Origin of the sequence: Aminobacter sp. BA135, from assembly GCF_050859125.1 — a bacterium.
In the GTDB taxonomy this organism is placed as follows: domain Bacteria; phylum Pseudomonadota; class Alphaproteobacteria; order Rhizobiales; family Rhizobiaceae; genus Aminobacter; species Aminobacter ciceronei.
This window is the reverse complement of the sequence record NZ_CP139572.1, coordinates 5156336-5168492: the sequence shown is the minus strand read 5'-3', so window position 1 is coordinate 5168492 and position 12157 is coordinate 5156336. Positions and strand designations below refer to the sequence as shown.

At 60.0% G+C, this 12157-nt stretch carries 13 protein-coding genes and 3 pseudogenes; 9 read left to right on the top strand and 7 right to left on the bottom strand.

The genetic code is table 11. The features are described from left to right. Positions 1-71: 71 nt before the first annotated feature. Genes SLT36_RS25120 through SLT36_RS25110 form a run of 3 tightly spaced genes read left to right on the top strand, consistent with a single transcriptional unit; the run spans position 72 to position 3210 of the window. Complete coding sequence (locus tag SLT36_RS25120; protein WP_432284830.1) at positions 72-1340, top strand: type IIL restriction-modification enzyme MmeI; 1269 nt, start codon at positions 72-74, stop codon at positions 1338-1340. Then, entirely contained in the window at positions 1316-2137 is an 822-nt protein-coding gene (locus tag SLT36_RS25115) for a DNA methyltransferase (RefSeq protein ID WP_432284829.1), read from the top strand. Before SLT36_RS25120 ends, SLT36_RS25115 begins: the two co-directional genes overlap by 25 nt. A gap of 50 nt (positions 2138-2187) precedes the next feature. Beyond that, the gene (locus tag SLT36_RS25110; RefSeq protein ID WP_432284828.1) at positions 2188-3210 is read left to right on the top strand and encodes a hypothetical protein; all 1023 of its coding nucleotides are present in this window, start codon (positions 2188-2190) and stop codon (positions 3208-3210) included. 191 nt (positions 3211-3401) lie between these two features. Here the strand turns inward: SLT36_RS25110 and SLT36_RS25105 are convergent, their stop codons facing one another. Next, positions 3402-3698 carry an aldehyde dehydrogenase family protein gene (locus SLT36_RS25105; RefSeq protein ID WP_432288470.1) on the bottom strand — a complete coding sequence of 99 codons (297 nt, stop codon included), beginning with the start codon at positions 3696-3698 and terminating at the stop codon, positions 3402-3404. Beyond that, positions 3664-4026: pseudogene (locus SLT36_RS25100) on the bottom strand (aldehyde dehydrogenase family protein); the annotation flags it as partial. The gene SLT36_RS25105 and the pseudogene SLT36_RS25100, both read right to left, overlap by 35 nt. 118 nt (positions 4027-4144) lie before the next feature. Here SLT36_RS25100 and SLT36_RS25095 point away from each other — a divergent pair. Genes SLT36_RS25095 through SLT36_RS25085 form a run of 3 tightly spaced genes read left to right on the top strand, consistent with a single transcriptional unit; the run spans position 4145 to position 6221 of the window. After that, a complete protein-coding gene (locus tag SLT36_RS25095; RefSeq protein ID WP_432284827.1) occupies positions 4145-4486 on the top strand; it encodes a transposase in 342 nt (113 codons plus the stop codon). Between the two features lie 23 nt (positions 4487-4509). Beyond that, positions 4510-5796 carry an acyltransferase family protein gene (locus SLT36_RS25090; protein WP_432284826.1) on the top strand — a complete coding sequence of 429 codons (1287 nt, stop codon included), beginning with the start codon at positions 4510-4512 and terminating at the stop codon, positions 5794-5796. 53 nt (positions 5797-5849) lie between these two features. Further along, the gene (locus SLT36_RS25085; RefSeq protein ID WP_432284825.1) at positions 5850-6221 is read left to right on the top strand and encodes a hypothetical protein; all 372 of its coding nucleotides are present in this window, start codon (positions 5850-5852) and stop codon (positions 6219-6221) included. Positions 6222-6294: 73 nt separating this feature from the next. Here SLT36_RS25085 and SLT36_RS25080 read toward each other — a convergent pair. The 5 genes and pseudogenes from SLT36_RS25080 to SLT36_RS25060 all read right to left on the bottom strand — a co-directional run bounded on the left by SLT36_RS25080 (position 6295) and on the right by SLT36_RS25060 (position 9763). Continuing rightward, a pseudogene (locus SLT36_RS25080) lies at positions 6295-7241 on the bottom strand (IS630 family transposase). Between the two features lie 161 nt (positions 7242-7402). After that, the gene (locus tag SLT36_RS25075) at positions 7403-8359 is read right to left on the bottom strand and encodes a glycosyltransferase family 10 domain-containing protein (RefSeq protein ID WP_432284824.1); all 957 of its coding nucleotides are present in this window, start codon (positions 8357-8359) and stop codon (positions 7403-7405) included. Between the two features lie 446 nt (positions 8360-8805). Further along, positions 8806-9028 (bottom strand): annotated as a pseudogene (locus SLT36_RS25070) (transposase); the annotation flags it as partial. 112 nt (positions 9029-9140) lie between these two features. Next, positions 9141-9413, bottom strand: a complete 273-nt coding sequence (locus SLT36_RS25065) for an aldehyde dehydrogenase family protein (RefSeq protein ID WP_432284823.1) — start codon at positions 9411-9413, stop codon at positions 9141-9143. Continuing rightward, entirely contained in the window at positions 9353-9763 is a 411-nt protein-coding gene (locus SLT36_RS25060) for an aldehyde dehydrogenase family protein (protein ID WP_432288468.1), read from the bottom strand. The genes SLT36_RS25065 and SLT36_RS25060 overlap by 61 nt, the downstream gene beginning before the upstream one ends. A gap of 771 nt (positions 9764-10534) precedes the next feature. Between SLT36_RS25060 and SLT36_RS25055 the strand changes: the two genes are divergently transcribed. Genes SLT36_RS25055 through SLT36_RS25045 form a run of 3 tightly spaced genes read left to right on the top strand, consistent with a single transcriptional unit; the run spans position 10535 to position 12118 of the window. Continuing rightward, positions 10535-11497: an ArdC family protein gene (locus tag SLT36_RS25055; RefSeq protein WP_432284822.1), complete on the top strand. Its 963-nt coding sequence runs from the start codon at positions 10535-10537 to the stop codon at positions 11495-11497. After that, complete coding sequence (locus SLT36_RS25050; RefSeq protein ID WP_143976557.1) at positions 11494-11685, top strand: hypothetical protein; 192 nt, start codon at positions 11494-11496, stop codon at positions 11683-11685. Before SLT36_RS25055 ends, SLT36_RS25050 begins: the two co-directional genes overlap by 4 nt. 13 nt (positions 11686-11698) lie before the next feature. Beyond that, positions 11699-12118: a DUF2958 domain-containing protein gene (locus SLT36_RS25045; RefSeq protein WP_432284821.1), complete on the top strand. Its 420-nt coding sequence runs from the start codon at positions 11699-11701 to the stop codon at positions 12116-12118. Positions 12119-12157 lie beyond the last annotated feature (39 nt).

Below are 12157 nucleotides of genomic sequence, written 5' to 3'. Positions count from 1 at the left end.
TAACCAATAATCAGAGTTTTATTGGCAACCTCTTCTGCCGGGTCCGATGACTGTGTCGGAGGGGATGTGTAATGAGTCTGGGTGCCGCAGGGCTCACGCCCATAACGCCTGCTGCCTTCATCAAGAAGTGGAGGAAGTCGGAACCTGGCGAGCGGCAGGCAGCTCAAGAACACTTCCTCGATATCTGCTCGCTGGTCGGCCATCCGTCTCCGAGCGATGAGGACCCGACCGGCGCGTTCTTCGCGTTCGAGAAAGGTGCGAACAAGCTCGGAGGGGGTAAAGGTTTTGCTGACGTCTGGAAGAAGGGTCACTTCGCATGGGAGTACAAGCGTAAGAGGGGAAACCTCGACGAGGCCCTCCTCCAGTTGATGCGATACGCGCCGGCGCTTTTGAGCCCGCCGCTACTCATCGTTTGCGACATCGAACGCCTTCGCATCCATACCGCTTGGACGAACACCGTTCCGTCCACATACGTGATCACCCTAGATGACCTGGCGGAACCTTCAGCGCGTGAGATGTTGCACAACGTCTTCTTCAGCCCGGAAAAGCTGAGGCCGACCCGAACACGCGCGGCGGTCACCAAGGAGGCAGCAGACAAGTTTTCCACGATCGCACTCCGCGTTCAGGGGCGAGGCACACCAGATGAGATTGCTCATTTCGTAAATCAGCTGGTCTTCTGCTTTTTCGCCCAGAGTGTCAGCCTGCTGCCTGATGGCCTGTTCACGAAGCTCCTGAAGCGATCGGCCCGTGCTCCTGAACGAGCCATGAGCTACCTCGACAAGCTGTTTGAAGCAATGGAGCGCGGCGGCGAGTTCGACCTGACCGACATCACATGGTTCAACGGCGGCCTGTTTGATGGTCGCCGAGCGCTACGGCTCGATGACGGTGACATTGGTTTGCTTGTCGCCGCAGACAGCCTCGATTGGGGCCTCATCGATCCGACGATTTTCGGAACTCTGTTCGAGCGGTTTCTGGACCCGGAAAAACGCGCCCAGATCGGCGCGCACTACACCGATCCAGAAAAAATTATGCGTCTTGTCGATCCGGTCATCCTGAGGCCTCTGAGACAGGAATGGGAACAAGCAAGGCGGGAGATTGTCGAACTCCTGAATGGCAATCGCAAGCCGCCAATGCGCAGGCAGCAATCCCGCCGGATGACGCGGGAGGAAGCGGCCGCCGAAGTACGGTCCCGGTTCACGGAACGGCTGCGAAAGCTCCGCATCCTGGATCCGGCATGCGGGTCTGGGAACTTCCTATACCTCGCTCTCCAGGGTGTGAAGGATATCGAACACCGCGCCAACCTCGACTGCTCGGCATGCCCGCTCAGCTTCCGCTCGTAGGGCCTGAAATCCTGCGCGGCATCGAAATCAACATGATGGCGGCCGAGCTTGCACGCACGACCATTTGGATCGGAGACATTCAGTGGCAGATCAAGAATGGGATACGCTCGAAATCGATACCAATCCTACGCAAGCTAGATGCAATCGAAAGGCGAGACGCCTTGGTCAGGCAGGCCCAAGACGTTGATACAGCTCGTGACGCACAAGGAGACCTTCTTGCTGCACTGCAACCAGTCTCGGAAGATGCTGAAGCAGAATGGCCAGAAGCAGAATTCATCGTAGGAAATCCGCCGTTTGTCGGCGTGCGTTTGATGCGGCAAGCCTTGGGCGATCCAACGGTTGATCGCCTTTTCGATGTGTACGATGGGCGCGTCTCTCGCGAGGCTGATCTCGTCTGCTATTGGGTGGAGAAATCCCGCGCCGCTGTCGCAGCAGATCGAACGCGTCGAGTGGGTCTGGTCACGACGAATTCCATACGCGGTGGAGCGAACAGAAGGGTGTTGGATCGGATCATCGCCGAAAGCCGGCTATTCGAAGCCTGGAGTGACGAGCCGTGGGTCGTCGATGGCGCAGCCGTACGAGTATCCCTAATCTGCTTCGGCCACGGCGAGGACCCGTTGTGCCTCGATGGGAGGACGGTTGCACAGATAAACGCAGATCTTACCGCCGGCGTAACCGACTTGACCAAGGCGCGCAGGCTGTCTGAAAACCAGAACATAGCGTTCATGGGCGACACGAGAGGCGGTGCTTCGACGTCCCGGGTAGCTTGGCGCGGGCCTGGCTCTCGATGCCGATGAATCCCAACGGTAGGCCAAACTCAGATGTGCTCCGTCCATGGCGCAATGGAATGGACGTCACTCGCCGCGGCCGCGACATGTGGATTGTGGATTTCGGCTGGGAGATGTCCGAGCAGGAGGCTGCCCTCTACGAGGCGCCGTTCCAGCACATTAGAGAGCATGTGTTTCCGGAGCGCTCAAAGAACAGGCGTGATGCCTACCGCGAGCGTTGGTGGCGACACGTGGAGCCGAGACCGGCTTTTCACGCTTCCTTGCAGGGCCACTCGCGTTACATGGCAACACCTCGCGTCGCAAAGCATCGGACATTCGTGTGGCTTGATCAAGCGATAGTGCCCGACTCCCGCATCTTCGCGTTTTCTCGGTCAGATGATGTCTTTTTCGGGATTCTTCACTCCCGATTTCATGAGGCTTGGAGCTTCGGAACTTGCTCGTGGCACGGCGTCGGCAATGATCCAACCTACAATAGTGCGGGGGTATTCGAGACCTTCCCGTTCCCCGAGGGCCTCACGCCGGATATCCCAGCAGTCCGATATGAAAAGGATTCACGAGCCATCGCCATATCACAGGTGGCCAAGAGGCTTGATGACTTACGAAACGCGTGGCTCAACCCGAGCGACCTTGTCCAGATCAAGCCCGAGGTCGTGCCCGGCTATCCGGATCAAATCCTTCCGAAGGACATCGTGTCGCACGCGATCCTCCGCGAGCGTGCCCTGACCAACCTCTACAACCGGCGTCCGCAGTGGTTGGTCGACGCTCACTCGGACCTGGATGCCGCCGTTGCCGGAGCCTACGGGTGGCCTACAGATATCTCTGAAGATCAAGCTCTGGCGAATCTCCTAGAACTCAATCTGGCGCGTGAGGCATTCAACGAGCACGCCAAATCCGGTCTGAAGACAAGAAAGCCACGTCGTCGTCCGACGCCGGAAGAGGTTCGACGTGCCCCGCAGATGAAGTTGCCCATTGCAGGTGGCCGCAAGTCCGTTGTCGGTCCGCAGCAATTGACCACCGAAGATCGCGAAAACCAGCCGACGTCAGCAGAGCGTCCGCGAAACACCAAACGCCGAACAAGCTGACCCAGGTCAGCCAAATTGTGCGAGACGCCCTTGCTCCAAGACCGATGATAGACCCATTCCAGTCATTTCCGTTACACCTCATCAAAAGCAGATCGAAGCCGGCCGCGCCTATGACCGCCTTCTCAAGCGCGGCACCCGGCCGAAGGGGCTCAAGGCCATCGTCGCATGGTTCAAGCGCCTGTGGATCAAGTTCATCGGCTAATCAGCGTGCGGCCGACGGCATCGCCTTTGCAGGCACAGATCAGGTTGCCGACGCCTTCGGGAAAGCCGGCCTCCGCGCCGAGTGCAACCATTGCGCCTGCAACAAGCGGCGTCTGCTCGGCAGGTTTGAGGATGACCGCGCAGCGGGCCGCCAGCGCCGGCGAGCTCTTGCGCGCAACCCTCGAGGCCGAGAAAATTCCACGGCGTGATCGTGCCAACAACGCCGGTCGGCTGCTTGACAGCCAGCATGCGCCGGCTCGTCGAGGGCGGGGAGATCGTCTCGCCATAGACGCGATTGGCCTTCGGCGAACCACTGCAGATGCGCAGCCGCGTGAGAGACTTCCGAACTGGCTCGCAAGCGGCTTGCCCATCTCCGCCGTATGATGCAGCAAGGTCGTCGGCATGGTCGATGATCAGCTGATGCCAGCGCCACAGCATGTCGCTGCGCTCCCGGGCGGTCATGGCCGCCCATCCAGCCTGCGCCATATATGCCTTGTCGATCGCTGCGCGCGTCTCCTCGATCCCATGTCGGGACGTTTCCGCCAGCACTTTCGCCAGTGGATGGATCAAGACCTCGAAAATTCGCTCGCCAGACGGCGTGCCGAGTGGCGGCATGCGGTCGATAGCGCCGAACAGCTAAGCAGATTTCAGGTGCAAGCGGTTGGCACAGAGGCACGCCTCGCGGGGGCACCGGCGTTAAGCCCTGCGAGCTGATAAAACCGCAGCGCAAGGCATGGCGTCCAGGCATCCGGCAAGCGGCAGCCTGCCGGCACTTGATGACGCCCGCGCGCCTGACGGCGCGTGCCGGGTGCTCGTGAACCGAGCCCGCTTTTTCTTCGCAAGGCTCAGGCGGCCTGGCCAACCGGCTTCGCCGCCTCCGAAGCGCCAAGGGCGGACGGCGCCCTTTGATACGGTGATGATGTTGAAGATCATGGTGCTTCGGGCGCTCTACTGTCTCTCGCACGATCAGGCCGAGTTTCAGATCCAGGACCGGCTGTCGCCGCTGGGCATGGCCCGCATATTCATCCCATGGATGCATTATATCCAAACAATCAAGTTTACCCATCCGTCATGATGCTGCATAGCGCAGGAAAGCCAATGTCCCGTGCTTTCCAGCTCACGTTCACGAGCGTGGACTTTGTAGGAAGACCAAGTCGAAACCGGCGCATCATAAGGGGCAGAGTATCCATGAACGCAATGGCGGCGGAGCAGGCCGGATCTGGGCGTTTTATTGCTTTAGAGGGGTTGAGGGGGCTGGCTGCAGTTGGCGTCCTCTTGTCTCACGCCCTCTTTGCTGTCGAGCCAGCTATATTCAAAACCATGTACCCGCTGGCGCAAGCAGCGTGGCCAGAAATCGGATGGCCTGCTCAGCTTCTAACTCTCCCCCCATTCAGCATGCTTATCAACGGAAGCTTTGCGGTTTGTGTATTCTTCGTTCTAAGCGGCTTCGTCCTTACCAAGTCTTATGCTGACACTGGAAATGCGTCGGTGCTTGTATCCAGGGCAATCCGACGGATACCCCGCCTCGGCATTCCAATCGCGGCTTCAATCGTTTTTGCCGGTACCATTTTTGCCATGGGGCTCATGAGAAATCTTGAAGTTGCCCCACTCACGGGCTCGATCTGGCTGACATGGTATTACCCTAGCTCAATTACGGCCGCGACCATCGCCCAGGAGGCCCTATATGAGTCCTTATTTCTCGGTAAGAACAAACTCAATTCACCACTCTGGACGATGTCCATTGAGCTCGTCGGTTCATACTTAGCCTTCATGTTCGCCTTCGCTGCGAGGTGGTTCACCTTCGCCCTCGTCACAGTTTTTGCCGCGGCTCTCTCTTTTGCGATCCATATAGCTTACCTGCCCTTCGCCTTGTCGTTCGGGGTCGGCGTCCTTCTGACTCGCGTTTCTCCAGCGAAATGGCCTCACAAAGCCAAGATCGCAATCTTACTTGCTGCCATCTATCTTGGCGGCTTCTCAAACGACATCTTGTATGAGCCGATCATCAAACTCTCCCCAATCGACTTTAATCCCCTGAAGGACGCAATGCACTGCGTCGGTGCAACCTTCCTTGTCGCTAGCGTTCTCGCGCTTCCATCGCTTCAGCGAGCCTTCTCGTCATACTTTTTCCCACTCCTGGGTCGATTGTCGTTCTCGGTCTACCTTCTTCATTTCCCTATCCTTTGCTCCCTCGGGTGCTTTGTCTATCTCTGGACTATCCAGTGGGGGCATGCCATTGCGGCTAGTAGCACTGTCCTCATTGTACTTGTAACCACCATCATTGCTGCGGTGCCTTTTCAGCGCCTTGTAGACGTGAAGTCCATGGAAATAGCCAAGAGGGTGGACCAATACCTGAGAGGTTTTTTGCGTAAGACTGCGGAGGCGTAGACTGGCGCTGCGCTTAATCATTCTGACCTTAATAAAACGAAAGGTGCCCTTCCTTGGAAGAATTCGTATCACGCATCGCCACCAATGTTGGCGTCGACCCGGCTCTCGCAGACAAGGCCGTTAGCATGATGCTGGGTTTCCTGCAACGCGAGGCAGCCGACGGTCCCGCTACGCGCATGATCGAGGCCATTCCCGGAGCTTCGGAATTAGTGGCGAAGCATGATGGTGAGGACGCAGAGGGCGGCAGCGTCCTCGCCGGAGGCGGCGTGGTGGGTTTCGGCCAGCAATTGATGAACGAGGGTCTCAGCCTGGGAAATATCGCCGGCCTTGCTAACGAGACGATCGCCTTGGCCAAGGAACATGCCGGCGACGAACTCGTGGACGAGGTCCTCAATTCCATTCCCGGCCTTCCCCAGTTCGCCTGATCAGCAGCAGCCGGGTGGCGTACGATGTCGTGCGCCCGTCTCGGCCCTCTTGCGCAGCTAGAGCAGATTCGACTTATTCCGGGTCATTGCCGTCTGCCTCGACATAGTGCCTGCATTCCTAGGCTGTGAAAGCTGCGAGGCAGTTGGCCGCGACGACCAGAGGTCGTCGATGGTTCGGGTTGCAGCCTTTCTCAGGAGAGCCTGGAGCTTCGAGAAAGCCATCTCGATCGGTTTGAAGTCGGGCGAGTATGGCGGCAGGAACAGGAGCCGCGCCAACCTGCTCGATCACCTCGCGCGCGCCGCTGATCTTGTGGGCGGGCAGGTTGTCCTTGACCACGATGTCGCCGGGGCGAAGCTCGGGTGCGCGGACCTGCTGCGCCTAGGCGAGGAAGGCAGAACCATTGATAGGGCCATCGAGCAGCATTGGCGCCGCCAAGCCGCCCAGCCGCAGGCCGGCCGTGAATGTGGTGGTCTTCCAATGGCCGTGAGGAACGGCCGCCCGACAATCGTTCGCCGCGCAGGCTGCGGCCACGCAAACCGCGCCATCTTTGTGGATGCTGCGGTCTCATCGATGAAAATCAGCCTCTCGGAGTCGAGATCGAGCTGGCCATCGAACCAGCTTCTGCGGCGGCGCAGGACATTGGGGCGCTGCTGTTCGGCGGCGTGCGCCGTCTTCTTTTGAAACGTGATGCCGCGCCGGTCGAGGTACAGCCGGACCGTGGACGACGCTGCCCGCACGCCACGCTCGGCGGCAAGGCGCTCCCCGATCTCAGCAAGCGTGATGTCCGGCGCGTCCTCGATGAGACCAAGAATGAAGGCCTCATGCGCATCGAGCTTCGAACGCGACGGCTGGCCCTGCTTGCGCGCTTCCATCTGGCCGGTCTCGTGATAGCGGCGATACCAACTCCCGGCCGTCGAAATACCGATCCGGAAGCGACGCGTCGCCTCCCGCGTCGAAACCCCGCCTTAAGTGGCCGCAATCACGCGCCCACGAAGGTCCGCCCTTAGGCTCCTCGTCATCATCACCTCCTCGCAAATCACCGGGACAGTGAATCAGGCAGGACCTATCGGCCGATTCTTGTGTTCATCAAAGATGCTCGAGGCATTCTCCGCCGAGTGTTCCGTACGGACCCTGCCAGACCACCAACCGCCGGGCGCGCAAAGCGAATGAACTTTGGAGTTCATTCGTCTACCCCAAAATCGACTGCAGGCGTACCGATGTGCATAACTTTAGGCGGCAAAGGCTTATCCTGAACGCTTTCGATGAAGCCCGCGAGATAAGCAAATGTATTGTACTTCTCAAGTACCAACCGCTTCGCCTCTCGTATTGCATCGCGACGTTCCTTCCAGAGGTCCGAGTCGATGATTTCTCGGATCTTTTGAATTACGTTCTTGTCCTCGGGATCGATCAGAACCATTGAGTCCGGCGGAAAGAACCTCGTGATTGCCGGGCTGCCGTAATAGATGGGCATTGCTTCAGCAACGAAGCAGTCCATAAGCTTCTCTGTAAAATAGTAATCAGCTCTAGTATTCTCGAAAGCTATACTGTAGCGGTAAGGTGCAAGTGCGTCCCATTTATCTCCAATCAGTTGAAAACCTCGGCCGAACAGGTCGAACTCGAGCTCCCCTCTCAGCCGTTCCAAAAACGCCAGCCGATATCGATGTCCTTTAAGCATGGCGATGTTGCTGGTAATCCATGAGAGCCGACGCGGCTTGTCAACGACTTCGCTGAGCAGAAGTTGGTCATACGTCTTTCTTACAGACCAAGACCGAGTGATAGGTGGAGACAAGACGAATCGACGCCCTGCATTCTGCCGAGCTACCAGCTCTGCGTCAGACGTCAGAACGATGGTATTTTCCCCCTGCCCAAGATGGAGGGCGCGATGCGCTTTCGTCGGCGGTTCGCCGATTGCAAAAATGGTCCTGTTCGGGCTCGCCTCGATATCAACAGGAAGTCCAAAAACAGAAGGAGAGTTAAAGATTATATGCCAATCCGGCGTGAAGGACGTCTTGCGTACAAAAGCGACATTGTTCCAGATTCCACTGCCCTTTGGAGTGAGATGGTGGATTGCGTCTTCCAGACCGCCCCAAGAATCGAGGCATGCAGCAACAATGGGCGCCGGACGTTCCGTCAGCAATTTGGCGCTACACAAAGCAGTTCGACTCCTTCACTTCGGTGGTACCGGCAGTAATTTCTGCACGAGGGCCAGACCTCTCTGCGCCTATTCCCGTCGTGAGATGAAGCTAAAACGATCGGAATCGATGGCCAAACGGTCCGCAGGTAAACCCATCGATATCGAAAAGTTTGGGAGAGCTGTACAAAGGCTTGTAAGCCCTCCTCCTCCATCTCAATCGGCTTCCATAATTTAGCTCTGACTATTTTTTGATGCAGTTTGGGAGTTCTGTCCAGAGTCTTCTGCAAATTTGCGATCACGGTCGCCGGTGTTGGCGGGTCAGGCGCGGCGTCTTCAAGTAACCGCGGCCTTGGGCTGCTCCAGCTTGCGCAGCATCTCCTTCTTGTGCTCGGCCAGGCGCTCCATGTTGAGACGCATGGCCTCCAGCCAGTTTTCGTGTGTTTCGACGGCGAGCGCGCGGACGAGCCGCAGGCAGCGCTCGGCGCTGGGAAAGATGCGCACCACATGGGTGCGCCGCTTGATCTCCTGAATGAGCCGCTCCAGGATGTTGGTGCTCTTCAGGCGCTTGTGATGCTGGCGTGGCAGCCGGGTGAAGGTGAGCGTCTCCTCGATGTTGTCCTCCACCCACTGGCACAGTTTGGGGCAGCGCGCGTCTCCCACTTGGCCAGCCATTGGGCGAGGTCGCGCCGCACTTTGGAAAATCCAGCGCAGTTCCTGCAGGCAGTCATCATCGATCCATTGGGCCGGCAACATGTCTCGCGAGCAGATCGAAGCCGGCCCGTGCCTATGACCGCCTTCTCAAGCGCGGCGCCCAGCCGAAGGGGCTCAAGGCCATCGTCGCATGGTTCAAGCGCCTGTGGATCAAGTTCTTCGGCTGATCAGCGTGCGGCCGACGGCATCGCCTTTGCAAGCATGGATCAGGTTGACGACGGTTGCGAAAGCCGGCCGCGCACATTGCGCCTGCAACAAGCGGCGTCTGTTCGGCAGGTTTCAAGATCACGGTGCAGCCCGCCGCCAGAGATCTTGCGCGCCACCATTGAACCCGAGAAAATTCCATAGCGTGATCGTGCCAACAACGCCGATTGGCTGCTTGATCACCGGCATGCCCCGGTCAGTCGAGGGCGGGGGGATCGTCTCGCCATGGATGCGGTTGGCCTCTTTGGCATACCATTGCAGATATGCCGCCGCATGCGAGACTTCCGACTTTGGCTTCGGCAAGCGGCTTGCCCATCCCAGCTGTGAGGATGGCAGCGAGGTCGTCGGTATGGTCTTGATCAGCTGATGCCAGCGCCAGAGCATGTCCCTGCGATCCCGGGCAGTCAACGCCGCCCATCCAGCCTGCGCCGTATAAGCCTTGTCGATCGCCGTGCGCGTCTCAGCGCCCATGTCGGGTAGCTCTGCCAACACTTCGCCAGTGGATCGATTAAAGACCCTCGAACTTTCGCGCACCCAACAACGTGCCAAAGCGTCGGCATCCGGTCGATAGCGCCGAACAGGTCGGGGAGTTTCAGATGGCGCAGCGGCTGGCACAGAGGCATCCCGGCTTTCTCTTCAAAACGGCGGATGTTTTCTATTGGCTGCGTCAGGATGTGTAGCCGCACTTCGCATAGGACCTCGAGCGGCGGGGCCCTGGCGACCTGCCGACCGCGTTATGGAACAGGAACGACCGTTCCTGGAACGAGAACCTGTTCAGCGCCTTTCTCGCCCGCACGCCTGGCGGGGGCACCGATGCCCTGCGACCTGATAACCGCAGCGCAAGGCATGGCATCCACGCATCCGCGGGAAGCGGCAATTTGGCCTAAGCTTTGACGGCGCCCGCGCGCCTGACGGCGCGTGCCCGGTGCTCGTGAACCGAGCCCGCTTTTTCTTCGCCAGGCTCAGGCGGTCTCGGCCATCCGGCTTCGCCCCCTGGCGCGGGCAGCCTGTCGGCTGCTGACGGTCGCCGGCCTTCGGCCGGCGCGGTTTGTTCGTTGGCCGTTCCCGGCGGCGCGGGGTGGGCGGCACTCCCTTCTAGGCCCGCCGCGGCATCCCGCAACCCTTCGCTTCGCTTCGGGTCCTCCTCTTCGTTCCGGTCCTTCGGATGCGGTCCGCCTCCGACGGCGGGCCTTTCCGGTCGCGTCTCGCCGCCCACCCCGCTTCCGGGGAAAGGCGCGGGATTGAAGAGCGGAGGACCAGACGATGCGTGCAAAAAACCAGCGTTCCGGCAGCGCAGAGGCTGGCGCGGGCAGGGGCGGGCGCACGGGCGCCAGCCTTTATCAGGAAATCACGGACCGCATCATTGCCGAACTGGAGCGCGGCACCGTGCCATGGGTCAAGCCATGGGGCAGCGCAAAGGCCGACCTCGGCCTGCCCAGCAACGCGGCCACCGGGCGCCGCTATTCCGGCATCAACATCCTCATCCTGTGGGGCGCCGTCATCGAGCGCAGCTATCCCAGCCAGAACTGGCTGACCTTCCGGCAGGCGCTTGTCCTTGGCGGCAATGTCAGGAAGGGCGAGCGCGGCACCACCATCGTGCATGCCGACCGCTTTGTCCCCAAAAACGAGAAGGAGCGCGCCAAGACAGACGGCGACGAGCCGCAGGCCGTGCCGTATTTGAAGCGCTTCACCGTCTTCAACGTCGCGCAGTGCGACGGCCTGCCCGAGCACCTTTACCGCAAGGCCGAGCCGCTGCCAGAACGCCAGATCGTACCCCAAGCCGAAGGGCTTATTCGAGCAAGCGGCGCGGATTTCCGCATCGGCGGCGATCGCGCTTTCTACATGCCGGGCACCGATACCATTCAGGTGCCGCCGCAGCCGGCGTTCTTTCAGCAGATCGACTATTACCGCACCTGCTTCCACGAGCTTGGCCACTGGACCGGCCACCCGGCGCGGCTGGCGCGCGACCTCTCCGGCGCCTTCGGTTCCAAGACCTATGCGCGCGAGGAATTGGTTGCCGAAATCACTGCTGCCTTTGTCTGCTCGACACTCGGCATCGAGCCGACCGTGCGCCATGCCGACTATATCGGCACATGGCTGAAGGTGCTGCGCGAGGACAATCGCGCCATCTTCCGCGCCGCCAGCCTTGCCTCCAAGGCCGCCGATTTTCTTCTGGGCTTCAACGCCGAGGCCGAAGGCGCGCAACAAAACGAGATCGCGGCATGAGCGCGCGCGATCGCCACACCCTGCAGACCGAGCCAACGCCGCAAGGCGAGCAGACGCTCATTCCCGGTGTCCGGCCGGTCACCACGCGCGACCGCCTCGCCCTTTGGCCGACGCGCCCGCGCGCGGCGCAAAAGCCGCTCGATATCGGGCTGTTCGATGACGCCAGAAATCAACGCGACTTGTTTTGAGAGGAGTTTTCCCATGATCCTGATCACCGACGACCTTTGCGCCCGGCTGCTCGCCAATGGCGCAACCGACACCGAAACCGACCATTTTCCGGTGGTAAAACTTTTCGATCCGACCGGGCCAGCGACCTGGCTTCTCACCGAACTCGACGCCGACGGCGACACACTGTTCGGGCTTTGCGACCTCGGCTTCGGCTTCCCCGAACTCGGCAGCGTCAGCCTTGCCGAGCTTGCAAGCGTCAAGGGGCGGCTTGGCCTCGGCATCGAGCGCGACCTCTGGTTCAAGCCGCGCTTTCCGCTCTCCGTCTACGCCCAGGCAGCGTGCAGCGCCGGCCACATCACCGAAGCCGAGCGGCTGCTGCGACAGGCGGCAGAAGCCCTTGGCAACGCCCATTCCAAGCTTCCGCCCGACACGGCGGAACACACGCGCCGCTAGGCGCGAAAACCGTCCCGCCGCGCCGGCTTGCAGCCTCTG

Bases quoted from the DNA above. Each gene is read 5' to 3' on its own strand.
- SLT36_RS25120 (WP_432284830.1), top strand. From the start codon at position 72: ATGAGTCTGGGTGCCGCAGGGCTCACGCCCATAACGCCTGCTGCCTTC.
- SLT36_RS25115 (WP_432284829.1), top strand. From the start codon at position 1,316: ATGCCCGCTCAGCTTCCGCTCGTAGGGCCTGAAATCCTGCGCGGCATC.
- SLT36_RS25110 (WP_432284828.1), top strand. From the start codon at position 2,188: ATGGACGTCACTCGCCGCGGCCGCGACATGTGGATTGTGGATTTCGGC.
- SLT36_RS25105 (WP_432288470.1), bottom strand. From the start codon at position 3,698: ATGGCGAGACGATCTCCCCGCCCTCGACGAGCCGGCGCATGCTGGCTG.
- SLT36_RS25095 (WP_432284827.1), top strand. From the start codon at position 4,145: ATGGCGTCCAGGCATCCGGCAAGCGGCAGCCTGCCGGCACTTGATGAC.
- SLT36_RS25090 (WP_432284826.1), top strand. From the start codon at position 4,510: ATGTCCCGTGCTTTCCAGCTCACGTTCACGAGCGTGGACTTTGTAGGA.
- SLT36_RS25065 (WP_432284823.1), bottom strand. From the start codon at position 9,413: ATGGAATTTTCTCGGGTTCAATGGTGGCGCGCAAGATCTCTGGCGGCG.
- SLT36_RS25055 (WP_432284822.1), top strand. From the start codon at position 10,535: ATGCGTGCAAAAAACCAGCGTTCCGGCAGCGCAGAGGCTGGCGCGGGC.
- SLT36_RS25050 (WP_143976557.1), top strand. From the start codon at position 11,494: ATGAGCGCGCGCGATCGCCACACCCTGCAGACCGAGCCAACGCCGCAA.
- SLT36_RS25045 (WP_432284821.1), top strand. From the start codon at position 11,699: ATGATCCTGATCACCGACGACCTTTGCGCCCGGCTGCTCGCCAATGGC.